This is a genomic window from Thiocystis minor (assembly GCF_016653465.1).
Classification (GTDB): domain Bacteria; phylum Pseudomonadota; class Gammaproteobacteria; order Chromatiales; family Chromatiaceae; genus Chromatium; species Chromatium minus.
Genome location: NZ_NHSQ01000052.1, coordinates 48,455 through 72,280 on the forward strand (window position 1 = coordinate 48,455; position 23,826 = coordinate 72,280).

The following is a 23,826-nucleotide window of genomic DNA, read 5'->3' on the forward strand; positions in this document are numbered from 1 at the left end:
ACCGGAGAGAATCATGACCAACCGGCAGTCATTGATCGGCGCTCTTTTGCTGTGCGCGATCCTGGAATGCTTCCCGCCGCCGACTTCCGCCGCTACGCCATCGCGACCCGACGCCCGCGCAAGTTCCTGAGCCAGCTCCTGCCCGAAACTTGTCAGGAAACAGCATGCTCAGGGGTCTATGACCTTGTCGTTGGCGCGCTCCCGGTGCGGCTCATCGTGCTCGATGCACTGGAACAGCACCCGCGCAATGCACCCTGGGGACTTTTCGCCCACGCCCGCGATCAAACTCAGTATGGGTTCGCCCATTATCGTCCGCGTAGCGAGATAGGCATCTTTCTGCGCAACCAACTGGCCAAAGCCTACCATCTGGAGGAAACCGACATGGCCTACACCGTCGAGGATTTCAAGCGTGAAGCGATCCAGGATCTGCTGGAAGATGTCCTGGCCGATCCCAAAGCCATCCAAATCCTGCTGGAGCGACTGAATGTCGAAGAGCGGCTGCGGGGACTCGACCCGGAGACCATCGACGCCTGGCTCAAGAAGCAAGGACGTCGCGATCATTGAGCGGTTCTGCTCTCCCCGCCTGGATCACGCTGACGATACCGACCTATGCCTCGGTGAGGCGCAGGCCGGCATGAGCCCCGGCCACGTCAATGAGTACGTTATCCGACGCGCTGTTTAGGCTTTTCAAAAGCCTCTAAATCCATCCCATGACACAAAACTTCCCGTGTTCGGGTAAAATCCGATTTTATTCGATGCGATAACGTGCCTGCATGTCAACGAGACCCCATGAGCACTCTACCCATCGACTAACGGCAAACTTACGTCGACCGAATGGTGCGAATGTGAAACACTGGCTCTGGCTCTCTCTCCTCGTCCTGCTCCTGGATCAGGCGACCAAATGGTTGATCCTCTCCACCCTGCAACCCTTCGAGCCGGTCATCCTGTCGCCGAACCTCAACCTGACCCTGATGTTCAACGAGGGCGCGGCCTTCAGCTTTCTCTCGGACGCGGGCGGCTGGCAGCGCTGGCTGTTCACCGGGCTCGCGCTGGCCGTCAGCGTCACGCTCACGGTCTGGCTGTTGCGGCTCAAGCGTGGCGAGGGCTGGCTGGCCGCCGGCTTGGCGCTGCTGATCGGCGGCGCCCTCGGTAATTTGATCGACCGGATCCTGCTCGGTCATGTGGTGGATTTCATCCAGGTCTATCTGCCCTTTATTCCACTGGATCTGTTCAATCCCTGGCCCGCCTTCAATATCGCCGACAGCGCGATAACACTGGGCGTTATCATCCTGCTGATCGCGACTCTGATCGCGGACGACACCGCGAGCCGTTCGCCGTCTGAAAACGGCGTCTGAAACCAGAACCAACCGGAAGCGCGCAAGCGATTCCGGTATCATGCGCTCCGATCACAGACCACGAAGGTTCACGGCGACTGGCGCCGACCCTGCATGAGAATCGCCATCCTCTCGCGCAATCCCTCGCTGTACTCGACCCGTCGACTGGTGGAGGCCGCGCGCGCGCGCGGACACGAGACCAAGGTCATCGATGTCCTGCGCTGCTACATGAACATCACCTCGCTCGCCCCCTCGATGCACTACAAGGGCGAGGAATTCACTGACTTCGATGCCGTCATCCCGCGCATCGGCGCCTCGGTGACCTTTTACGGCACGGCGGTGCTGCGTCAGTTCGAGATGCTGGGGGTCTATCCGCTGAACGAATCGGTCGCCATCAGCCGCGCCCGCGACAAGCTGCGCTCGCTGCAATTGCTGTCGCGCAAGGGGATCGGGTTGCCCATCACCGGCTTCGCTCACGCCCCGGACGACGTGGAGGATCTGATCAAGATGGTCGGCGGCGCGCCGCTGGTCATCAAGCTGCTGGAAGGCACCCAGGGCATCGGCGTGGTGCTGGCCGAGACCCAGAAGGCCGCCGAGAGCGTCATCGAAGCCTTCATGGGCCTCAAGGTCAACATCCTGGTGCAGGAATACATCAAGGAGGCCAATGGCTCGGACATCCGTTGTTTCGTCATCGGCGACAAGGTGGTCGCGACCATGAAACGCCAGGCCAAGGAGGGCGAGTTCCGATCCAACCTGCACCGCGGCGGCAGCGCCTCGCTGATCCGCATCACTCCGGAGGAACGCTCGACGGCGACCCGCGCGGCCCGCATCATGGGGCTTAACGTGGCGGGCGTGGACATCCTGCGCTCCAATCACGGGCCAGTGGTGATGGAGGTCAATTCGTCGCCGGGGCTCGAAGGGATCGAGGGCGCGACCGGTAAGGATGTCGCGGGCATGATCGTCGGCTTCATCGAAAAGAACGCCGCGCTCGGCAAGACGCGCACGCGCGGTCAGGGCTAGCCGCCTCTCTGGGATTGCCGAGTTGCACTCGGCCTCTTCGCCCCTGCCTAGCCTCCGGAGAGCCGAGTGCAACTCGGCGGTCCCAGAATGAGGTTGACTCGCTGGTACTCCGCGACGGTTTCATGACAAGATCGGGGCGATGTCTTTCCGGTCGCTTCATGTTCTGGACGTCTCACGATGACCCCTGCCCCGTTTGTTATCGCCGGTCGCTGCGTGCAACCCGGCGAACGCGCCCGCGTCGATATCCCGCTGCCCAGCCTTTACACGCAAACGCCGGTCCTGATGCCGGTGCATGTCCTTCAGGGGCGACGCCCGGGACCGCGGCTGTTCGTCACCGCCTCGATCCATGGCGACGAAATTAACGGGGTCGAAATCATCCGGCGTCTGCTGCTGCAAAAGTCCTTGCAGCGACTGTCCGGCACCCTGCTGGCGGTACCCGTGGTCAACGTCTATGGCTATGTGCGCCAATCCCGCTATCTGCCGGATCGGCGCGACCTGAACCGGAGCTTCCCCGGTTCCGACAAAGGTTCCCTGGCCGCGCGCTTGGCGGCGACCCTGATCGGCGAGGTCGTGGAAGGCTCGACCCATGGGATCGATCTGCACACCGGCGCGCTGCATCGCGAGAACCTGCCGCAGATCCGGGTGACGCTCGATGCCGATGTCCGCATGCCGGCACTCGCCAACGCCTTCGGTACGCCAGTGATCCTGGAAGCCGAGGTTCGGCCCGGCTCGTTGCGCGCGGCGGCGATCGAGCGCGCCATCCCGCTGCTGTTATACGAGGGCGGCGAGGCGCTGCGTTTCGACGAGTTCGCGGTGCGCGCCGGATTGCGCGGCATTCTGGGGGTGATGCGCCATCTGGGGATGATCCGCGGCCACGCAAGCCGCAAAACGCCCGAACACAAACCGGTCGTTGCTCGTTCCAGCCTCTGGGTTCGCGCCGACCGCAGCGGCGTGTTGCTTTCGCTGACACCGCTCGGCGCCTGCGTCAAAAAAGGCGAGACGCTGGGGATCGTCACCGATCCCTTCCGTCACTCGGACGAGCCCGTGCTCGCGCCCGCCAGCGGCATCGTCATCGGGCGCACCAATCTACCCCTGGTCACCGAGGGCGAGGGCATCTACCACATCGCCCGTTACGGCATGCTGGAGGCGACGGTCGAGCGGCTGGAGCAATATCGCGACTCGCTGGATCCGGATGATGAAGAGAGCGAGGAGGTTCTCTGAACTGGCGTGCCGAACAACGTACTATAGCGGTCTTTGCACAGAAGCTGCCCTCATTTCCGCCTTCGCTCCTGGAGCGCACCATGTCCACCGGCTTTGTTCTTGTCCTGCTGAGGGAAATTCGCGAGAGCATTCTGAAACTGCGCGAGGAATTCAACACGCGCCTGGATCAGACCAACGAACGTTTGGACCAAACCACGACGAGCCTGGGCCGCGTCGAGAGCGAACTCCATGAATTGCGGAAATACATGCGCCAAATGGCGCTCAACCAGGCCAAGCATGAACAGACGCATGCGCAAGGGATCGAGCGTCTCGATCACGATGTCAAGGAACTTAAAGAACATCTGAAGCGGCTCAAACAAGGCCTGTAGCACCGCCCCATCCCGACGGCCAAGGACTGGCCGAACAGGAGCGGGTCTCATTTCGACCCCAGGGTCACCTGGTTATTGACATCGTCGATCGTGATCCGGAAACGCCCCAGCACATTCATTCCAAGCAACGCCTGACCGCCGAGCCGCTGGTCATCGATGAACGCGGCCGACACATCGGCGACGCGCGTATCGCCAAGCCAGATCGCGGGCAGTGTCCCAACGCGCGCATCGACCGAACCATTCGCCGTCTGCACCTGCTGATTACGCAGAGTGCTGGTATCCAGTCCCAGAGACGCAACCAGCGACGCCGGCAGCACCACCTGATCGGCACCGGTATCGATCAGCAGGAGTTGCTTGACTTGCTGCTCGCTCGCTCCTTCGAGAGTCAGGGTCAACAGATGAGAGGAGCCCTTGCGCTGCGTCGACAGGACGATTTCTTCAGCATCGCTCGACTCGGATGTGACGGGATCCGCATCCTCATCATCGCTTTCCACCACGAGGGGCGGCGGCACGTAGGCAACCTTTTCGCCCAGAATGAGTACCCGTTCGACCCCGCCATCCGGCGTCTGAACAAGCACATAATCGAAATTTTCCAAGAGCATGTGCAGCCGCGCGAGCAATCCACCGCCCTCGGCGCGCGCCGTGGCATCGGCGGTCTGCTCAATGCCGCGCACCTCGAAACCATGCTCGGACATCAGCTTCTCAAGTTCGGTCGCGACGGGGACCGAGGGCACTGTCGCAGGCTCTTTCGCGGCAAAGGCGATACCACAGACGATCAGTGAAGACGAAATCGAGATCCGGCGGAGAAAAAGCGTCATGGGTTCAATCTCCAGGCGGTAAACGGAAACGAACAACACCGGAGAGACTAACAGCGAGCTGGAACGTCCGCCACCGTCAGACAGACACCGCCAGGCAGACTCGGGCCTTGAACTGACGCCTCATCCTGACGGAAAAAGACAGGAATCCGGGAAACCCTTTACGTATCATGCGCGGTTGACGCACGGTCATCAACCAGCCAGCAAGAGGAAAAATCACCATGTCCAATACCTTCCGCGCCTTGTCCAGACAAGACCTCGCGGCCGCCTTTTTCGCCATCGTCGGCATCTATCTTGCCAGCGTGGTTCCCTCCACCGAGATCGCCTGGGTCAGCGCCTTCCTGCTGCTCACGATCTTCCTGTTCGCCTTCGAGGTCGTCAGCGTCGACGTGGCGGCGATCACCGTGATGGTCCTGCTCGGACTGACGAGTTTCCTGGCGCCCTGGATGGGGCTGGAACAGGGGCTGGTTCCGGTCGAGCGACTGTTCGACGGCTTCTCCAGTAACGCCGTCATCTCCATCATCGCGGTCATGATCGTCGGCGCCGGATTGGATAAGACCGGCATCATGTCGCAGGTTGCCGGGTTCATCATGCGCATCGGCGGCTCCACCGAGACGCGCATCATCCCGCTGATCTCGGGCACGGTCGGCACCATCTCCAGTTTCATGCAGAATGTCGGCGCGGCCGCGCTCTTCCTGCCGGTCGTCAGCCGCATCTCGGCACGCACCGGACTACCGCTCTCGCGTCTACTGATGCCCATGGGTTTCTGCGCCATCCTCGGCGGCACCATCACCATGGTCGGCTCCAGTCCGCTGATTCTGCTCAACGACCTCATCCTGACCTCGAATCAGGCGCTGCCCGATGGCGTGGCGTCGATGAAGACCTTCGAACTGTTCGATGTCACACCGATCGGCGTGGCGCTGCTCGCCACCGGCATTATTTATTTCGTGTTGGCCGGGCGCTTCGTGCTCCCCGCGATTCGCAGCGACAAGCTCGAAGGCAGCGACACCAGCCAGTACTTCGCTGAAACCTATGGGCTCAGCGATTTCGAGCTTGGCGAGTTCCGCGTTCCCCAGAAAAGTCATCTGATCGGGATGAACGTCGACGAACTGGAGCGCACCTGGAAGGTGCGGATCGTCGGGGTCGAAAAGGGCGACGGACTGCGCTTCGGGGCCGACGGGATCGACCGTACCCTGGGCATCGCCGCCGGCACCACGCTCGGCATGCTGGGCAACGCCGACTCGCTGCTGGATTTCGCCAACGCCAATCAGCTCACCCGCAAACGCGAGTTGGAGCTGTTCGCCGAGGCCATGGCCCACACCAAGGCCGGTATCGCCGAGATCGTCATTCCGCCCGGCTCCAGCCTGATCGGCAAGACCGCGCGCGATGTCTGGCTGCGCAAGACCTACGGGCTCTCGCTGCTCGCCATCAATCGTGGCGGCGACCAGATCACCTACAAAACCGGCGGCGTGCGCAACCTGCCCTTCGCCGCCGGCGATGCGCTGGTCGTCCATACCACCTGGGCCGATCTCGCCCGGCTGGAGCAGAATCGCGACTTCGTGATCGTCACCACCGAATATCCGCACGAGGAACTGCGTCCGCATAAGGTACCGGCCGCGCTCTTCCTGTTCGTGCTGACGCTGGGGTTGATCCTCTTGACCGACCTCAGACTCTCGATCGCGCTGCTCACCGGCGCCGTGGGCATGGTGCTGACGCGTGTGCTGTCGATCGAGGAAGCCTATAACGCCGTCAGTTGGAAGACCGTCTTCCTGTTGGCGTCGCTCATCCCGCTCGGATTCGCGGTCGAGTCCAGCGGCACCGCCGCCTGGATCGCGCAGGAGACGCTGACGGCCCTGGGCGACGTACCCATCTGGATGGTTCAGGCGGCACTGGCGGTGCTGGCCACTGCCTTCACGCTGGTCATGTCGAACGTTGGCGCCACCGTGCTGCTGGTGCCGCTGGCCGTCAACATGGCCCTGGGGGTCGGCGCCAACCCGGCGGTGTTCGCCCTGACCGTCGCCATCGCCACCTCCAACTCGTTTTTCCTCCCCACCCATCAGGTGAACGCGCTGATCATGGGGCCGGGCGGTTACCGCGTGGCGGACTTCATGCGCGCCGGCGGCATCATGACCGTTCTTTTCTTGGTGGTCTCGCTGTTCATGTTGAACCAGGTGTTCTGATCGAAGGGGCAAGATAAAGCAAGGAAACTCCCGCAAAATAACATGGCCGGACGGGGCATGCGCCCCGTAAGGACGTTTCAACCTTTCGTTGTCGTTGTCGTTGTCGAATAACGACAACGACAACGACAACGACAACGATCATCGCAGATACTCCGTTCCAAACCGCCGTGCATTGGTTTGATTCGCGCTCCTTCGCTGGTCGTAATTGGAAGGCATTGACCGGTTATTTGCAGGGAGTTGCCCAAGGCTTGCCAAAAGACGAACGAAAAGTCGTCACCGCCTGAAATTGAATCCGTTCATGGTTCGACGAACTCACCATGAACGGATTCAATTTGGCACGCTATCTTCCAACAATCACCTTATTCCTCGGGCGGGCAAATCCGCGACACCTGACCACAGACCCGTTGACCCGCCATTCCTGCTAGATCGCCAAACCTCCATCCCATGCTGTCATTACTCAAAAAAAAGCCCCTCTGCCCGCTTCATGGGTGCGAACTGACCCTGTCCCACCATGGCAAGAAATCCAATGTGGGTCACTATTTCATCGAGGTGGTCGGCGCGCCGCTGCTCTATTGTCAGCAATGCTTCGAGAAGGGACAGGACACCTCGGTCGAGGTCGAGGCAGCGGCCTCGAACGATTTTCTGCGCAGGCTCGCCCGGCTGCTGGAGACGTCCGAGTTCCCCGGACGGCTTGCCAAACCCCGGATTCGCGTCGACTTCAATCCGTCCAAGACCCATCTGGAGACCCCACCCGCGGAGCGGATCGGTCCGCTCTACGACCTCAACGCCCCCGGCGGCATGGGGCCGCGGACGGCAGAGGACGAGGAACCTCGGCTGGCGGGACTCGAACCGCTCGAACCGCGCTATTCGCTGGAACATCTCATCCTTGACCAGGACAGCCTGGAGCGCATCCGCGAGGCCACCAACGTCCTCGTCTCCCAGGATCTGCTCTACGAAACCTGGAATCTCGGCTCGATCGCCCGCACCGGACGACGGGTGGCATTGAACTTCTATGGCCCGCCCGGCACCGGCAAGACCCTGGCCGCCGACGCCATCGCCGATCTGCTCGGCAAACGCATCCTGCGGATCAGCTATGCCGAATTGGAGTCGAAATATGTCGGCGAGACGCCCAAGAACATCCAGGCGGCCTTCGCCAAGGCCACCGAGACTGGCGCCCTGCTGTTTTTCGACGAGGCCGATTCGATCCTGGGCAAGCGCCTGCTCAACGTCTCCCAGTCCGCCGACAACAGCATCAATGTCGCGCGCAGCACCACCCTGATCGAGTTGGACAACTTCAATGGCGCGGTCATCTTCGCCTCGAATCTGGTCAGGAACTACGACACCGCCTTTCTGCGCCGGATGCTGGCGCATGTGGAGTTCCGGCTTCCCGCCACCGAACAACGTGAGATGATCTGGCGCGGTCACGTTCCCCGCCAACTGCCGCTGGCCGACGACGTGGACTTCGCGGCCCTCGCCCGGTCTTCGGAGGGCGCGGCGGGGGGCGACATTCAAAACGCCGTGCTGCTCGCGGCATCCTATGCCTCGCTGCGCCCAGGCGATGCGCGCGTCGTCTCGCTCGCCGATTTCAACCGTGCCATCCATTTCATTCTGGAGGGCAAACGTCGGATTCTCGAAGGCGGCATGGAGACAGACCAAGACCCTTTTGGATGGGTCTAAGTGTTTTCACGGATACCCATCGGAAATGAGAAGGTTAGGATTCAAGCCTATCTTCTAAACTGTTTCAGGCAAGCGGCTCTGAACGCGGTTTAGATCCTCATGATGGACTCAATGGAGAAACCCTGCATGGATCCCGACCCGATCGACTGCCAGATTACCAACCTGGATGAGCAAAGACTTAAACGACTTGAGCGCACGATCGAACGAACCAGAATCAAGCTCGATGTCGTGGGCATTCGACTCGACTGTCTGGGGCGCAAGCTCTTGAAAGCCGAACTGGAGAAAGCCGAACTGCGTCGCCTGCTTGCCGAACGCACGTGGGAGTTCAACCTGTTGCGTCATCGGCTAAAACAGGGGCAGCCGATCCGTCAGACCGAGGCCTTCCGGGAAGCGAGTCTGCGTGCGTCGACCATGATCGAGTGAATCGCCGAACCGGGAAAGCAAGAGGCATCCGACGGCGTCCAGGTCGCAAAAGACCGGGACATGCCGTCGGCGATGTTCAGCCACTCGCCCAGCTGCGGATGCAGACAGCAGGCGACCCGTCTCGCCGCGCCCGCGTCCGTTCCCTGCAACAGGACCGGCAGACCGATCTGGGCACCCGCGATCAGCGCGCCAACGCGGGCGGCAATCTCGACGCTTCCCAGACGACGCAGCGCTTCATAGGAATCGTCCGAAAGGCTGGCGTGCCAGGCAGAATCGGCTCGAATCGCCTCCGACGCCAGCCCATGCTCGGACGGCCCCAAGACCACCAAAAGATCGCGCCCAGCCAGTTTCGCGCGCTCCGCGGCATGCCGGCCAAGGCTCAGGGCGACATCCAACCGGTGTATATCGAGCAACCTGCGGTGACGCGGATCGTCGTCCCTCGAACCGCTCGGAGCGCGCGCCAGATTGGACAATCGCGCCCCGGATCGCATGGAAGTCCCCGAATCGAGGATTTCGATGTCGAGATCCGGGGACGCCAGTAACGCGCCAAAAACACGGCGATCGTTTCGCCGTGTCCGCGTCCATGCTCCGAGCGCGGCAGCCAGCGTCCCGCTCGGCGACATGAAAACCGGATCCCGCTCGGCAACCAGAAGGACGACACGAATCCGGCAAGCGCTTTTCCGCTCCCGCCCGACGCGCTCTGGCTCGGCATCGCCTGGACGACTGACGGTCAAGGCATGAGAATCGGCAGACCGAAACGGGGTCGCGACACGCGCATCGTCCTGCCGCGATAGCCCCCATGCCGGATAGGCCGCCGGGTCCGCGGCGGGCACCGCAAGCCAGTCAGGTTTCACGAATGGACGGCGGATCCCAGGGCCGCGCTCAACCGTTGCCAATCCCTTTCCTCGCCCGGCAAGCCGAAACGCAGACTGGCGGGACGCTCGAAACGACGCACCAAAATTCCCTGTTGCGCCAACGCCGCATCAATGCGCGCCGCGTCCGCGATCAGAACCCATTGGAAAAGCGCCGTGCCGCCCGTTGGCGCAAGCCCGTGGCGTCGCAGCAGCGCGGCGAGGCGCGTGGCGTCCAGCGCCAGCGACGCCCGCGTGCAACGTTGCCAGGCGGTGTCGGCGAAGGCCTGCCGGGCAATCAGGCGCGAAGGACCGGTCAGGGTCCAGGGTCCGAGCCACGCGTTCAGGGTCGCCTGCAAAGCCGGCTCGGCGAACAGAAAGCCGACCCGCGCTCCAGCCAGACCAAAAAACTTGCCGAGCGAGCGGAGCAGGATCAATCCGGGCCGACCGGCGTACGGGGTCAGACTCGCCGCGGGCGTGGCATCCATGAAAGCCTCGTCGACGATCAGCCAGCCGCCGCGCGCGGCAAGCCGTGCGTGCCAGTCGAGCAGGGTCGCGACCGGCCAGCAGTGGCCGGTCGGATTATTGGGATTGATCACGACCAGACAATCGAGCCGCTCGGGGCCTTCGTCCAGCCAATGACCCGGATCGCTGTCGGCCAGTTCGATCACACGATGTCCGGCCCGGCGCCAAGCATACGCATGCTCCCGATAGCCCACCCGCGGCACACCCACGCGACAGGGTGCGCGCATGGTTGGAAGCGCCTGAATCGCGGCCTGGGATCCAGCCAGCGGCAACGGATCGGGCGCTCCATAGTAGCGTGCCGCCTCCGACTCCAGGCCATCCTCCGCCTCGGGCAAACGGCCCCAGGCGGACGCCGGCAAGGCCGGAACCGGCCACGCACGCGGGTTGATTCCGGTGGACAGATCGAGCCAGCGCGCCAATGGAATGCCGAAACGCGCGGCGGCCTGACGCAGCCGCCCACCATGCTCGGGCGGGTCATGATCGTTCAGAAGAGGAACTCCCGCGGATACGGAGTGGAAAAGCGCTGAGCGGAATCGGCAGATCATACCGCAGCGGATCCACCAGCGTCAGGCACGAAATGCCATAATGACGACCGCGCCCCAGCGCTGTCCTGTCTTGAACCTGTGTCCATCCCCGTCGCCAGGCAAGTCTTTCCAATCGTCACAACAAGGTTTTCCCGTATGACTTCGCAACCCATCAAAATCGTTGTCGTTGGCGGGTCCGCCGCCGGTCCCAAGGCGGCGGCCAAAGCCCGTCGCATGGACGAACATGCGTCCATCACCATCATCCAGAAGGAGGCCGACCTCTCCATGGCCTCCTGCGGCTACCCCTACTATGTCGGCGGGGTCTTCGATGACCGCAATCAGCTCATCTGCACCTCGGCCGGCATCGTGCGCGACCCCAATTTCTTCGAAAAAGCCAAGGGCATCGACGCCAAGGTGCTGACCGAGGCGGTCGCCATCGACCGCGGGTCCAAGACCGTGACCTGCAAACACCTGCCGACCGGCGCAACCTCCACCCTTGCCTATGACAAGCTGGTGATCGCCACCGGCGCGACCCCGCTGTATCCGCCGGTTCCGGGCGCCGACCTGGCGGGGATTCACACCCTGCATTCGCTCGGCGACGCCGATTCGCTACGCGCGATCCGGGACGCCAACCAGGTACAGCGCGCCGTCATCGTCGGCGGCGGACTGATCGGTTTCGAGGTCTCCGAGGCGCTGCATCTCGCCGGCATCCAGACAACCATCATCGAGAAAACCAGCTCGATCCTGCCCTTCCTGGATCCCGAGCTGGCAAAACTGGTCGCCAACCATGTGCGCGGCTTCACGACCGACATCATCACGGGCAATGGCGTCGCGGCCTTCCTCGGAGAAGCCGGAACGCTAACCGGCGTCAAGCTCGATAACGGGACCGAACTCCCCTGCCAACTCGCGGTGGTCGCGGTCGGCGTGCGTCCCAACGTCGCGCTCGCCAAGTCCGCCGGACTCGACATCGGCGCGCAGGGCGGCATCGCGGTCAATGAATTCATGCAGACTTCCGACCCGGATATCTACGCGGCGGGCGATTGCGTGGAATGCACCTCGCTGATCACCGGGGACAAAGTGCGCGCGCCCTATGGCGATATCGCCAATCTGCAGGGGCGGGTGGTCGGACAGAACCTGATCCAGGAGGGGAGCGCGACCTTTCCGGGGATCACCCACACCGGCATCTGCAAGATCTTCGATTACACGGTCGGCTTCACCGGACTCAGCGCCGGGCGAGCGCGCGAACTGGGCCTGACCGACATCGAAACGGCGACGATTTCGGGTCTCGACATCCCGCCCTACATGCAGGGCAAGCTGCTCGTCAGCAAAATGATCGCGGACCGTAAGACCGGACGAGTGCTGGGTTTTCAATGTATCGGTCCGGGCGACGCGAGCAAACGGGTCGCCACGGTCGCCATGGCCATCCGGGGCAATCTAACGGTCGCGGATCTGGTCAACGCGGACCTGCCCTACGCGCCACCCTATTCGCTGGCGCTCGACCATGTCATCACCGCCGCCCAGGTGCTCGAAAACAAGCTGCTCGGACGCATGCGGGGCATCTCGGTCGCCGAGGTCAAACAGCGGGCAGAGACCGGCGCGGACTGTTTCATCCTCGATACCCGCACCCCATTGGAGTTCGAGGAGATCCGGCTCGGCATCGGCGAGACCCTGATCCCGCTGGGCGCACTGCGCGGGCGTTTGGCGGAACTGCCGCAGGATAAAGACAAGGAAATCATCCTCTATTGCCGTGTCTCGCTGCGGGGCTATGAAGCGGCGGCGATCCTGCAAGGGCATGGCTGGCGCAACGTCAAGGTCATGGAAGGCGGCATCATGGCCTGGCCGTATCCGCGCGAGAAATGAGCGAAGCGATCGCCGTTCCGTGGAGGTGGAGGGGCATCGCGTTGACGCTGTGAATCTAATTCTCGTTGCGTGGGATGGAGCACGGAGATCGAGGCCATCTCCATCCCTTGAGCAGGATGCAAGCCTGTCGATACGCACCGCGTATCTGATGCCGATCGAGAATGGCTGACGCGCAACGGCGGTCAGGCGTTTGCAGCCTTGGGGACCAAATCGATCCGGCGCCCTACCCCACCCTCGATGAAGCCCGTGCCATAGACCTGACGCAGCGCCGCCCGGGCGGCATCGCCGGTGCAGTGGGTCGGCACCACCTCGGTGACGCCAAGCTGGCGCAGCGAGGCGATGGCCCGCGCGATGGCGGGGGCATCGGAGTACATCAGATGGAAACCGCCAATCGCCCAACGGACGGGCTTGCCATCCGCTGACCGGGTCTGTTCGACGAGCCGCTCGATCCCCGGATGCGAGCAGCCGCCAATGACCGCGAGCGATTCGTCCAGATCCAGTACCAGCGCCTGCTCCGGTGGATCGGCTGCCAGCATGCCGGTGGAACGAATGCCGGGGCCCAGTTCGCGGGGTTCGGAGCCGACGACAATCAGTTCGCCACAGAGACTTTGGAGGTCATGGACGAGATGCTTGGAAAACCCTTCGTGGATGACCACGGTCGCAGTTGGGTTGAGTTCCAGGATCGAGTCCAGACCGCCGATATGGTCCCAGTGCGCATGGGAGAGAAAGATCATGTCCAGCCCGGCGGGGTCGATGTCCAGCGCGCGCATGTTCTTGAGCAGAACGCGGCCGTTGCTCCCGGTATCGAACAGGACGGTCAGAGCCGGTGTCCGAATGAGCGCGGAGAAACCCCAGAGGGTCTGGAGTCCGGGCAGGCCCGGATAATTGTCGAACAGAATGGTAAGCGTGGCGGTTTCCATGCGGATTCAGATCAATGGTGCGCGATGACCTTGTCGGTAAAGAGATAGTCCTTGAGTTCCTTGTCGAAGCTCGGATCCTTGCGGCGGATCCATTCCAGCACCATGGCGGCATGTTCCTTCTCTTCGTCGCGATTGTGCGCCAGGATCGCCTTCAGATCCGCGTCCTTGCAGACATCGACCCGCTGGTTGTACCAGTCGACCGCTTCCAGTTCTTCCATCAGCGAGATGATGGCCCGGTGCATGTCGCGGGTTTCGTCGGACAGTTCCTCGGTCGGCTCGTGATAGCCCTCGTTCGCCATGGTCGGATCTCCAGTCATTAGGGTGTCGGTGATGGGTGGCAGCGCCAGCTCGCTACGGAACGGTTCATGAGTAAGCTAAACAAGTCCATTAGCGAATACTCTTGGCGCCATTTTTGTCATCGTTGTCGTTGTTTAACTTATTTTTTACTCGTTACGATGCTGGACGCGGCTTGGATTGTCCGGCGTACCAGACAGAAAGACAATGCTGAAACACAATCGCCACGGTCTACACAAGGTAGACCGCCTTCCCGGCGATTCAATACCCGTGGTGACGCAGGGTCTCGATGAGGATGTCGCGATTGCGGTAACGGACATCCTGCCCAAGCGCCACATAGATCACCTGCTCGGCGATGTTGGCGGCGTGATTGCCGATGCGTTCCAGGGCGTGGGCGGTGGTCAGCAGACAGACGGCCTGACGCGGTGTCAGACCCTCTCGATCCTGTTCGCCCAGGAGTTGGCGCGCCTCGTGGGAGGCCTGATAGAGGCTCGGCTCATCCTCGAAAATATGCAGCGCGAGCGCGACATCGAAGGTAGCGACAGCCTGAATGCCGCGTTCGAACATGCAGCAGGCTTTGTCGTCTAGCTGACGCAGGGTCTCCCTCATTGTCTCCGAAAGCAGGTCAGAACCGGTATTTAGATCCCGCAACTCCAGCGCCTGGCGGGCGATGCGGACCGCCTTGTCGCCCGCGCGCTCCACATCGTCGGCGATCTTGGACAGGGCCAGCACGATGCGCAGATCGACCGCCGTGGGCTGGCGGCGCGCGATCACCAGGAAGACTTCCTCGTCGGCATCGAGCGACAGAAAATCGATCTGGGGCTCGCGGTCGAGCACCCGGAACGCTTGACTGTCCTCCCGATCCACCAGCGCCCTCACGGCGGACTGTGTCTGCTCCACCACGCGCTCGCCCATCTCCAGGATAATCCCGCGCAGTTTCGCGAGTTCCTGATCGTAGCGACGCACGGTATGCCCGCTGGCGAGATCGACGATGGGTTTGAGGGAACTGGAGTCGGTCATTAACCGAACCGTCCGGTGATGTAGTCTTCCGTCAATTTATGCTGGGGGTTGGTGAAGATATGATTGGTTTCGCCGACCTCGATCAGATCGCCCAGATGGAAATAGGCGGTGCGCTGCGAGACGCGGGCGGCCTGTTGCATCGAGTGGGTCACGATGGCGATGCTGAAGTTCTGGCGCAGTTCGTCGATCAGTTCCTCGACAATGGCGGTGGCGATCGGATCCAGCGCCGAACAGGGTTCGTCCATCAGGATGACCTCGGGCGACACGGCGATGGTGCGCGCGATACAGAGCCGCTGCTGCTGACCGCCGGAGAGTCCGGTGCCGGGCTGGTCGAGACGATCCTTGACCTCGTTCCAGAGGCCGGCCTTTTGCAGACTGTCCTCGACCAGTTCGTCCAGTTCCGCCTTGTTATTGGTCAAGCCATGAATGCGTGGCCCATAGGCGACGTTTTCATAAATGGACTTGGGAAAGGGATTGGGCTTCTGAAAAACCATCCCGACCCTGGCCCGCAGGGGCACCGGGTCGAGTCCCTTGTCATAGATCTCCTGCCCGTCGAGCTGAATCGAACCCGTGACCCGGCAACCGACGATGGTGTCGTTCATCCGGTTCAGGCTGCGCAGGAAGGTGGACTTGCCGCAGCCCGAGGGGCCGATCATGGAGACGACTTCGTTCTTGCCGATGTCCAGGCTGACGCCATGGATGGCCTGTTTGCTGCCATACCAGACATCGACGTTGCGGCAGACCATGCGCGGATCGACGGCGGTGAAATCGCCAACCGTAGCCCTGGAATGCTGTCCGCCCGCCAGTTCGGCGGAACTCATCGCGCCCGTCGCCTTATCGATTGCTTCAACCATCGTATTCATGACTCTTGAGTGCCTCGAAATTCATTGACCTGGATCCTTGAGCGGACGGCGTCTACCAGCGCCGCTCGAATTTGCGTCTCAGCATCACCGCGACAAAGTTCATCAGGAACAGGAAGGCCAGTAGCACCATGATCGCCGCCGAGGTGCGCTCCACGAAACCGCGCTCCGGGCTGTCCGCCCACAGGAAGATCTGCACCGGCAGGACGGTGGCCGAATCGGTGAAGCCGCTGGGCACGTCGACGATGAAGGCGATCATGCCGATCATTAGCAAGGGCGCGGTCTCGCCAAGCGCGCGCGCCATGCCGATGATGGCGCCGGTCAACATGCCGGGCAGAGCCAGCGGCAGCACATGATGGAACTGGGTCTGCAAGGCCGAGGCGCCCACTCCGAGTGCGGCCTCGCGGATCGAGGGCGGCACCGATTTGAGCGCGACGCGGCTGGCGATGATGATGGTCGGCAGGGTCATGATGGTCATCACCAGCGCCGCCACCAACGGGGTGGAGCGCGGCACGCCGAAAAAGCCGATGAAGACCGCCAACCCCAGCAGACCGAAGACGATGGAAGGGACCGCGGCCAGATTGTTGACATTGACTTCGATGAGATCGGTCCAGCGGTTCTTGGGCGCGAACTCCTCCAGATAAAGCGCGGCGCCGACCCCGATCGGGAAGGAAAGCAAGAATGTCAGCGTCAGCGTGTATAAGGATCCCATCAGCGCCCCGGCAATCCCCGCCAGTTCCGGCTCGCGCGAGGTGCCGTGTGTGAAAAAGATGGTGTTAAAGCGTTTTTCGATCCGTCCCTGTTGCTCAAGCTGGCCAACCCAACCAATGACCTCATCCGTGACGCGCCGATCCCCCTGGGCGGCCTCGCGGTCGATATTGCCCTTGACCAGCATGTCGATATCGTCATCGGCCAGCACCCAGATCTCCTGGGTGGTCCCAATCAGGCTGGAATCCTCCATCACGCGTTCGCGCAAAAGCTGGGGAGCGCCGACGCTCAGCATCGAAGACAACCGGCGCAGTTCGCGGCGATCCGTCACCTCGGGAAACTGTTGACGCAGCGCATCCTTGATCAATTGATTGTAATTCGCGCCGGAAATGGACTCTATGTCCCTGGTGCCCGCGGGATCGACGATGCTGGCCGTGAGCGTGACCGGCAGGCGAATGTAGGTCTGTTGAAAGGCCGTATAGCCCTTGCTGACGATATCGGCGAACAGCAGGACGACAAATGCTAGTCCGAGTCCGACCGCGATGGCGCCCATCAGCCGAAAACGGCGCTCCCGTGCATAGCGTCGTTTCAGCGATTCGTTGACGATATCGATGGTGCGTCGCGGTGGAGCACCGGGCGCGGTAGCTGCGAGGTTATTCATATTGCTCCCGATATTTACGCACGATCGACAAGGCGACGATATTGAGTGACAGGGTCACCAGAAAGAGCGTCAGACCCAGCGCGAAGGCCGCAAGCGTCTTAGCGCTATCGAATTCCTGGTCACCGGTCAGTAGGGTCACGATCTGCACCGTCACCGTGGTCACGCTCTCGAGCGGATTGGCGGTCAGGTTGGCGGCCATGCCCGCGGCCATCACCACGATCATGGTTTCGCCGATCGCCCGCGAGACGGCCAACAGGATGCCGCCGACGATGCCAGGCAGCGCGGCGGGCACGATCACCCGGCGGATGGTCTCGGATTGAGTCGCGCCTAAGGCGTATGAGCCGTCGCGCATGGACTGGGGCACCGCGTTGATGACGTCGTCCGACAGGGAAGACACGAAGGGGATGATCATGATACCCATGACCAGTCCAGCCGCCAGGGCACTCTCGGAGGCGACTTCCAGTCCGAGCAAGGCACCAAGATCGCGGATCGCCGGCGCCACGGTCAAGGCGGCGAAGAAACCGTACACCACGGTCGGAATGCCGGCCAGAATCTCAATCACCGGTTTGGCCACCGCGCGCACATTGCGCGGGGCATACTCGGACAGATAGATCGCGGACATCAGACCGATGGGCACGGCTACCAGCATGGCGATCAGCGAGACCATCAGCGTCCCGGTGAAGAGCGGGATGGCGCCGAAGGCACCGGTCGCTCCAACCTGATCGGCACGCAGCGCGATCTGCGGACTCCAGTTGGTGCCAAGGAAAAACTCGACCGGCGAGACCATGTCGAAGAACCGCAGTGACTCGAACAGAACCGAGAGCACGATCCCCAGGGTTGTCAGAATCGCAATCGACGAAAACACGATCATGATCGCCAGAAAGATGGATTCGACCCGATTGCGGGCGCGCATCTGGGGCCCGGTTCTCCTCCAAGCGTACGCCATGCCGCCAAGCGCCACGGCCAGCACGGCCAGCCACATGGACCAGGTGGCGATGCGTTCCAACCGCGCGTACTGATCGGCGGCAGCCTGGACCTCCGGAGTCACGGTGGCCGACACGATGTTGCCCGTCGCCAGGTTCTTGATGTCGTTGAGGATCAGGTCGATGCGCCCGGAAGACTGACCCTCAAGCATGTCCGGGGACAGATTGGCGGTGACCAGACTGGTGACGATCTGATCCTGAAACCCGATCCACAACCCCATGAGCAGGAGGGCTGGAATGCCAGCCCAGAGCGCGGCGTAAAGGCCGTAATAAGATGGCAGCGAATGGAGCGCATTAATTTGGGTCAGACCGCCAACGCTGGAGATGGCGCGCTTAATGCCCAATTGGTAAGCCACGGCCATGACCGCGAGCAGCGTGAGAATGAGGATCCAGGCGTACATCGAAATTCCGCTTGGTGAAACCATTGAAAGCCGTGGACCGCGCGCGGTCCACGGCAGCTTGCGGGGCGTTCCCTGCCTCGCCTGGTCGGGCGATCCGTGATTATTCCGGCTTGGACATGGGCTCCAGCGCCTGAGCGGACTTGGCGACACTGGCGCGTTCGGCATCGGGCAGCGAGATCAGACCTTTGTCGGCCAGATAACCCTCGGGGCCCCAGGCCTTATCGCTGGTGAATTCGACGACGAACTGCTTGATGCCGGGGATGGTCCCGACATGCGCGTTCTTGACATAAAAATAGATCGAGCGCGACACCGGATAAGACCCATCGGAGATGGTCTCGTAGGTTGGCTCGACGCCAGCGATCTTGGAACCCTGCACCTTATCGGTGTTCTGGTCGAGGAAGCTGTAGCCGAAAATGCCCAGGGCGTTCTTGTTGGACGCCAACTTCTGAACGATCAGGTTATCGTTCTCGCCGGCCTCGATGTAGGCGCCATCTTCGCGGATACCGCCGCAGATGGCCTTATGCTTCTTCTCGTCGCTCTTCTTCAGCGCCTTGATTTCGGGAATGCTGTTGCAACCGCCTTCCATCGCCAGCTCGACGAACGCATCGCGGGTGCCGGACGTCGGCGGCGGTCCCAGAACCTCGATCTTGGCATCCGGGAGGGCGGAGTTCACGTCCTTCCAGGTCTTGTTCGGATTGGGGACGAATTTACCGCTGGCATCCGGGACATCCTTGGCGAGCGCCAGAAAGATATCTTTTAGCGTCAAGTCGAGTTGAGGCGCCTTTTTGGCATTCGCGATGGCGATACCGTCGAAGCCGATCTTGACCTCGGTGATCTCCTTCGCGCCAGCCTTCTGGCAATTCTCGAACTCGGACGCCTTCATGCGACGCGAGGCATTAGTGATGTCCGGATGATCGACGCCCACGCCGGCGCAGAAGAGCTTCATACCGCCGCCAGTACCGGTGGACTCGACCTTAGGGGTTTTGAAGCCCATGGTGCGCCCAAAGGTCTCGGCAACCGCGGTGGAGAACGGGAACACCGTCGAGGAGCCGACGATGTTGATGGTGTCGCGGGCCATGGCCTGAGTCGAGAGCGAGCCGGCCGCCAGCAGGACGGCGGAGGCGATCAGAGTCTTGTTCATCAAAATGTCTCCCAGAAGATCATTGAAACAGCGAGGCTGTATTGTGATCGTGACTGATGCACATCATATGATGGCTTGATGACCATTTTATGACGGAGACACCCTGCGAACCCGATACGTTCCCGACGGCAACGCCTCCCTCACTTCCCGCTCAACTGTCCCAACGAACGCACCAGACGCAAACTGGCATTGAAAAAATCATCCTCGGGATGATCCTTGCAGATCGTCCGAATGCGCAGCATCGCGGCATCCAGTTCGGCGTCGCGCAGCACGTCGCGGCCGGTCGCGAGGTTGAGCCCGGTCACCAGACCGGCCAGCCATTCGCGATACCGCCGATAGTCCTCATCGGCAATGGGGGTGGACATCGCATCCACTGGCGCGGTCGCGAGAAAGGCGGAGCAGGGCTTGACGCCATAGCCCCAGAGTGCGGGAACCGTCGTCGCGCCCTCTGTCCCGGCGCCTGCCCAGCCTGCCGGCAAGGCCAGCAGAACCAACGCCAGACTTGCCGCAAACACGTTTGTTCCCGGTTTTGACCCATCGTTCATGTCATCTTTCCTTCATTTAGATGCGAATATCGATTCGCTAAGGTTATCATCACGGACTTTGCCGGTTGAGCGTGACTCCTCCTATGCGCGTTTTGATGATCTCGGATGTCTATTTCCCCCGCATCACCGGCGTTTCGACGTCCATCCAGACCTTCGCGAGGGAGTTTGTCGGCAAGGGCCATGAGGTCACCCTGATCGCGCCGGATTACGGCCACGACGCGCCGGAACCTTTTGAAATCCTGCGCATCCCCTCGCGTTATCTTCCGGTCGACCCCGAGGATCGCATGCTGCGGCCCCGTCAGATTCGTCGCCACGATGCCGATCTCGAACGCCGCGGCTTCGACCTTGTGCACATCCATACGCCTTTTTTCGCGCACTACACCGGTCTCGGACTTGCCAAACGGCTTGGCGTCCCCGTGATCGAAAGCTACCACACCTTTTTCGAGCAGTATCTCCATCACTATGTCTCCTTCGTTCCGTCAAGCTGGCTTCAGCGGGCAGCGCGCTATTTCTCCGCGGCGCAGTGCAACGATGTCGACGCCCTGGCGGTGCCCTCGCAGGCCATGCTGGACATTCTGTCGCGCTATGGCGTCAAGACACCGGCCAGGGTGATTCCGACCGGAATCGAACTGATTCAATTCAGCCAGGGCGACGGCAGGCGCTTCCGCGCACGCTACCGGATTCCGCCCGAGCGGCCGGTCCTGGTGCATGTGAGCCGTCTCGCCTTCGAAAAGAACATCGATTTTATCCTGCGGGCGCTCGCGCGCATCAAGACACAGGTACCCGACGTGCTGTTGGTGATTGCCGGAGAAGGCCCCGCCAGATCCCAGCTCGCGGCCCAGGTCCAGGCGCTGGGGCTGACCGATCACACGCTGTTCACCGGCTATCTCAACCGGGACGGAAGTCTGGAGGATTGCTACTGCGCGGGCGCCGCCTTCGTGTTCGCCTCGCGCACCGAGACCCAGGGGCTGGTTCTGCTGGAAGCCATGGCACTGGGCGTGCCGGTCGTGTCGACTGCGGTGATGGGAACCAAGGAGGTTCTGGCTGGGGGATTGGGATCGCTCATCGCTGAGGAGGATGAGGACGATTTCGCCGCCAAGGCCGTGCATCTTCTCACGGATCCGGTCCTGCGCGAGCGGCTGTCGCGAGAAGCCGTCCAGCACGCGCGCTCCTGGTCGGCCCCGGTGCTTGCCGACCGCATGCTGGAACTCTACGATCACGTCTCCGGGAACGGACTTCAACAATCCGTGCCGGCGAGCAATCCAGGCTAGGCGATCTCGTGGATCAGGCGTCCAATCATCTCGTCGCTGGCGCTCAACACTTTCGCCGATGCCTCGACCTGCTGGACATTCTGCGTTTGCTCCACCAGAGGCTTACTGATGTCACGCGCGGTGCTCCCGTCCATCTGTCTTGCGCTAGCCAGCTCGGACGCATTGGCGCGCAAACCTTCCATTCCGTTTTGAATCCCCCGCATTCCCGCTTGGCTCGCACCTGAAATCAACATGGTCGCACTCTCGATTGAGTCTATGGGCTTCACTGAATTTTAGCCCACGATCACGACAGCCATCCCCTGCGAGACGGCTTTTGTGATTCATTTCTCAGCGGGATCTTCGCGCCCGGCAGCCCGCTCGGTCAAAGCCCGCGCAAGCTCCGGTCCCAGATAGCGGTCGATCAGAGAACGCCCCAGATAGATCAAAGGCGTCAGCGCGATGGCAACGACGAATTTATAGAGATAGTTGACCGTCCCCACCGCCAGAAAGAGTTCCATGGACCATTGCTGCGGTCCCAGCACGAAGGCGATGTAGAGCACCACGAAACTGTCGATCAACTGCGACACCAGCGTCGACCCCGTCGCCCGCGCCCAGACATAGCGACTCCCCGTGATCCGCCGGATCCGATGAAAGATGGTCACATCGACGATCTGCCCGATCAGAAAGGCGATCACCGAACCGGCGATGATCCACATGCCCTGACCGAAGATCACGCCGAAGGCCGCCTGCATGTCCGGCACGCCCTGTTCGGCCTGAATCCCCACCCACCAACTGGCTGGAGCCAGTGCGATCGCCAGATAGGCGAAGGCAAAGGCGTAGAGGATCAGCGCGACTGTTAGGTAGGAGAGAAAGCGCACCCCGCGCCGACCGAAATACTCATTGATGATGTCGGTCATGATAAACACCACCGGCCACAGCAGCACGCCCGCCGTGAAACTCAGCGAACCGGACTGACCGAACAGATTCCAGTCGAAGGGCGCCAGGCCGAGGGTGTCCTCCAGCGCGAAGATCTTCACGCCCAGAAACTCGGCGATCAGCGCATTGCAGACGAAGAAGCCGCCGAGGACGACGAAGAGTCGAGTGGGTCGGTCAAAGGTCATGACGGGCGCTCAACCGGCACGGCAGGAGACGCAAGGGTCGCGACAACCGCGCCTGCCGAGGCGTCTGACGCGATCATGGTGTCAGGATTTCGGTAAGGTCACGCCGCGCTGACCCTGATATTTGCCGCCACGGTCTTTATAGGATGTTTCGCAAATCTCGTCCGATTCAAGAAAGAGAATCTGCGCCACGCCTTCATTGGCGTAAATTTTCGCGGGAAGCGGCGTGGTGTTGGAAAATTCCAGGGTGACATGGCCTTCCCATTCCGGTTCCAATGGGGTCACATTTACTATAATTCCGCAGCGCGCATACGTGCTTTTTCCTAAGCAAATCAATAGTGTATTCCTTGGAACACGAAAATATTCGATGGTTCTGGCAAGCGCGAAGGAGTTGGGCGGAATGATGCAGACATCGGACTTGAGATCGACGAATCCGTTGGAATCGAAATTCTTGGGGTCGACGATGGCCGAATTGATATTGGTAAAAATCTTGAATTCGTCGGCGCAGCGGACATCGTAGCCATAGCTCGACGTGCCGTAGGAGATCACGCGCCCATTCTCGCCCTCGCGCACCTGTCCGGGCTCGAAAGGTTCGATCATCCCCTGCTCGGCCATGCGGCGGATCCAGCGGTCGGATTTGATGGCCATCGGGCACCTCTCATGAAAATAGCCGATGAGGGTACAACGAATGGCGCGCGGCGAGCAAAATCAAAAAACGTAACAGCAATTCCTAATTTGATCGGTTGCGACCAGCAATCTCCTGATGCGCCCCTGGGATCGCCGGCTTGCAGCCGGCACCTCACTGCCATTAAGAGGAGATCCGGTTCAGAATTTGCTTAATCTGCAGCGGGTTGGAGTTTCCGGAATAAAATGAGCGCACAAGCCAAAATGAATCATGGCCAAATAGTTGCGTGCTTGACAAACATAACGAGTACGAATGGCCCGAAAACCCTTCAGCCAGGCGATGGTTCGTTCGACCACCCAACGGCGGGCCGGATGTGTTTTAGCGCCTTCGACCAGTTTCTCCTCGCCAATGCGTCGAATGTGCGGAAGATAGTCATGCCCCCGCACTTCAATTTCCACGCGGGCATCATCATATCCTTTGTCCAAGCACAGATGCTGAGGCG

Annotated in this window: 25 protein-coding genes; 10 read left to right on the top strand and 15 right to left on the bottom strand. The window is 61.5% G+C overall.

Translation table 11 applies throughout. The features are described 5' to 3' along the window. Positions 1-66: 66 nt before the first annotated feature. From CCR95_RS05770 to CCR95_RS05790, 5 genes are all read left to right on the top strand, one after another. The gene (locus CCR95_RS05770; RefSeq protein WP_201092689.1) at positions 67-564 is read left to right on the top strand and encodes a hypothetical protein; all 498 of its coding nucleotides are present in this window, start codon (positions 67-69) and stop codon (positions 562-564) included. 281 nt (positions 565-845) lie between these two features. Further along, positions 846-1,355: a signal peptidase II gene (gene lspA / locus CCR95_RS05775; protein WP_201092690.1), complete on the top strand. Its 510-nt coding sequence runs from the start codon at positions 846-848 to the stop codon at positions 1,353-1,355. A gap of 93 nt (positions 1,356-1,448) precedes the next feature. Beyond that, positions 1,449-2,354 carry a 30S ribosomal protein S6--L-glutamate ligase gene (gene rimK, locus CCR95_RS05780; RefSeq protein WP_201092692.1) on the top strand — a complete coding sequence of 302 codons (906 nt, stop codon included), beginning with the start codon at positions 1,449-1,451 and terminating at the stop codon, positions 2,352-2,354. Positions 2,355-2,531: 177 nt separating this feature from the next. Beyond that, on the top strand, positions 2,532-3,575 hold the full coding sequence (locus CCR95_RS05785) for a succinylglutamate desuccinylase/aspartoacylase family protein (RefSeq protein ID WP_201092693.1): 1,044 nt from the start codon (positions 2,532-2,534) through the stop codon (positions 3,573-3,575). 80 nt (positions 3,576-3,655) lie between these two features. Next, positions 3,656-3,943, top strand: coding sequence for a hypothetical protein (locus CCR95_RS05790; protein WP_201092694.1), 288 nt, complete (start codon positions 3,656-3,658; stop codon positions 3,941-3,943). A 47-nt stretch (positions 3,944-3,990) separates the two neighbouring features. Here CCR95_RS05790 and CCR95_RS05795 read toward each other — a convergent pair whose 3' ends face one another. Next, positions 3,991-4,761, bottom strand: coding sequence for a retropepsin-like aspartic protease family protein (locus CCR95_RS05795; protein WP_201092695.1), 771 nt, complete (start codon positions 4,759-4,761; stop codon positions 3,991-3,993). Between the two features lie 218 nt (positions 4,762-4,979). On the opposite strand from CCR95_RS05795, the gene CCR95_RS05800 reads away from it, so the two are divergent. The 3 genes from CCR95_RS05800 to CCR95_RS05810 all read left to right on the top strand — a co-directional run bounded on the left by CCR95_RS05800 (position 4,980) and on the right by CCR95_RS05810 (position 9,038). Further along, the gene (locus tag CCR95_RS05800) at positions 4,980-6,938 is read left to right on the top strand and encodes an SLC13 family permease (protein ID WP_201092696.1); all 1,959 of its coding nucleotides are present in this window, start codon (positions 4,980-4,982) and stop codon (positions 6,936-6,938) included. Between the two features lie 444 nt (positions 6,939-7,382). Beyond that, complete coding sequence (locus CCR95_RS05805; RefSeq protein ID WP_201092697.1) at positions 7,383-8,615, top strand: ATP-binding protein; 1,233 nt, start codon at positions 7,383-7,385, stop codon at positions 8,613-8,615. Positions 8,616-8,741: 126 nt separating this feature from the next. Continuing rightward, positions 8,742-9,038: a hypothetical protein gene (locus tag CCR95_RS05810; protein WP_201092698.1), complete on the top strand. Its 297-nt coding sequence runs from the start codon at positions 8,742-8,744 to the stop codon at positions 9,036-9,038. Here the strand turns inward: CCR95_RS05810 and CCR95_RS26070 are convergent. Then, complete coding sequence (locus tag CCR95_RS26070) at positions 8,984-9,892, bottom strand: nicotinate-nucleotide--dimethylbenzimidazole phosphoribosyltransferase (RefSeq protein WP_201092700.1); 909 nt, start codon at positions 9,890-9,892, stop codon at positions 8,984-8,986. The genes CCR95_RS05810 and CCR95_RS26070 overlap by 55 nt on opposite strands. Beyond that, entirely contained in the window at positions 9,889-10,959 is a 1,071-nt protein-coding gene (gene cobD / locus CCR95_RS05820) for a threonine-phosphate decarboxylase CobD (RefSeq protein WP_201092702.1), read from the bottom strand. Before cobD ends, CCR95_RS26070 begins: the two co-directional genes overlap by 4 nt. Positions 10,960-11,094: 135 nt before the next feature. Here cobD and CCR95_RS05825 point away from each other — a divergent pair, with 135 nt between their 5' ends. Continuing rightward, the gene (locus CCR95_RS05825) at positions 11,095-12,798 is read left to right on the top strand and encodes an FAD-dependent oxidoreductase (RefSeq protein ID WP_201092704.1); all 1,704 of its coding nucleotides are present in this window, start codon (positions 11,095-11,097) and stop codon (positions 12,796-12,798) included. Between the two features lie 182 nt (positions 12,799-12,980). Here CCR95_RS05825 and CCR95_RS05830 read toward each other — a convergent pair whose 3' ends face one another. The 8 genes from CCR95_RS05830 to CCR95_RS05865 form a co-directional block, all read right to left on the bottom strand. Continuing rightward, positions 12,981-13,718: an MBL fold metallo-hydrolase gene (locus CCR95_RS05830; RefSeq protein ID WP_201092706.1), complete on the bottom strand. Its 738-nt coding sequence runs from the start codon at positions 13,716-13,718 to the stop codon at positions 12,981-12,983. 11 nt (positions 13,719-13,729) lie between these two features. After that, positions 13,730-14,017, bottom strand: coding sequence for an encapsulin-associated ferritin-like protein (locus CCR95_RS05835; RefSeq protein ID WP_201092708.1), 288 nt, complete (start codon positions 14,015-14,017; stop codon positions 13,730-13,732). Positions 14,018-14,273: 256 nt separating this feature from the next. Further along, complete coding sequence (gene phoU / locus CCR95_RS05840; protein ID WP_201092710.1) at positions 14,274-15,032, bottom strand: phosphate signaling complex protein PhoU; 759 nt, start codon at positions 15,030-15,032, stop codon at positions 14,274-14,276. Beyond that, positions 15,032-15,895: a phosphate ABC transporter ATP-binding protein PstB gene (pstB, locus tag CCR95_RS05845; protein ID WP_201092712.1), complete on the bottom strand. Its 864-nt coding sequence runs from the start codon at positions 15,893-15,895 to the stop codon at positions 15,032-15,034. Before pstB ends, phoU begins: the two co-directional genes overlap by 1 nt. Positions 15,896-15,947: 52 nt before the next feature. Continuing rightward, entirely contained in the window at positions 15,948-17,261 is a 1,314-nt protein-coding gene (gene pstA, locus CCR95_RS05850; protein WP_201092714.1) for a phosphate ABC transporter permease PstA, read from the bottom strand. Beyond that, positions 17,254-18,645 (bottom strand): phosphate ABC transporter permease subunit PstC, encoded by a 1,392-nt coding sequence (gene pstC / locus CCR95_RS05855; RefSeq protein ID WP_201092715.1) that lies wholly within the window; start codon positions 18,643-18,645, stop codon positions 17,254-17,256. Before pstC ends, pstA begins: the two co-directional genes overlap by 8 nt. A gap of 100 nt (positions 18,646-18,745) precedes the next feature. Further along, positions 18,746-19,786, bottom strand: a complete 1,041-nt coding sequence (locus CCR95_RS05860; RefSeq protein ID WP_201092716.1) for a PstS family phosphate ABC transporter substrate-binding protein — start codon at positions 19,784-19,786, stop codon at positions 18,746-18,748. Between the two features lie 140 nt (positions 19,787-19,926). Next, the gene (locus CCR95_RS05865; protein ID WP_201092717.1) at positions 19,927-20,331 is read right to left on the bottom strand and encodes a hypothetical protein; all 405 of its coding nucleotides are present in this window, start codon (positions 20,329-20,331) and stop codon (positions 19,927-19,929) included. An 83-nt stretch (positions 20,332-20,414) separates the two neighbouring features. Between CCR95_RS05865 and CCR95_RS05870 the strand changes: the two genes are divergently transcribed. Continuing rightward, a complete protein-coding gene (locus CCR95_RS05870; protein ID WP_201092718.1) occupies positions 20,415-21,602 on the top strand; it encodes a glycosyltransferase in 1,188 nt (395 codons plus the stop codon). On the opposite strand, the gene CCR95_RS05875 is transcribed toward CCR95_RS05870, so the two are convergent. The 4 genes from CCR95_RS05875 to CCR95_RS05890 form a co-directional block, all read right to left on the bottom strand. Then, positions 21,599-21,784 (bottom strand): hypothetical protein, encoded by a 186-nt coding sequence (locus tag CCR95_RS05875; protein ID WP_242523078.1) that lies wholly within the window; start codon positions 21,782-21,784, stop codon positions 21,599-21,601. The genes CCR95_RS05870 and CCR95_RS05875 overlap by 4 nt on opposite strands. 138 nt (positions 21,785-21,922) lie before the next feature. Then, the gene (locus CCR95_RS05880) at positions 21,923-22,702 is read right to left on the bottom strand and encodes a queuosine precursor transporter (protein WP_201092722.1); all 780 of its coding nucleotides are present in this window, start codon (positions 22,700-22,702) and stop codon (positions 21,923-21,925) included. An 81-nt stretch (positions 22,703-22,783) separates the two neighbouring features. Continuing rightward, positions 22,784-23,347 (bottom strand): dCTP deaminase, encoded by a 564-nt coding sequence (gene dcd, locus CCR95_RS05885; protein WP_014779335.1) that lies wholly within the window; start codon positions 23,345-23,347, stop codon positions 22,784-22,786. 177 nt (positions 23,348-23,524) lie between these two features. Then, positions 23,525-23,826 (bottom strand): transposase (locus CCR95_RS05890; protein WP_207188524.1); only part of this gene is annotated, 302 nt, incomplete at its 5' end.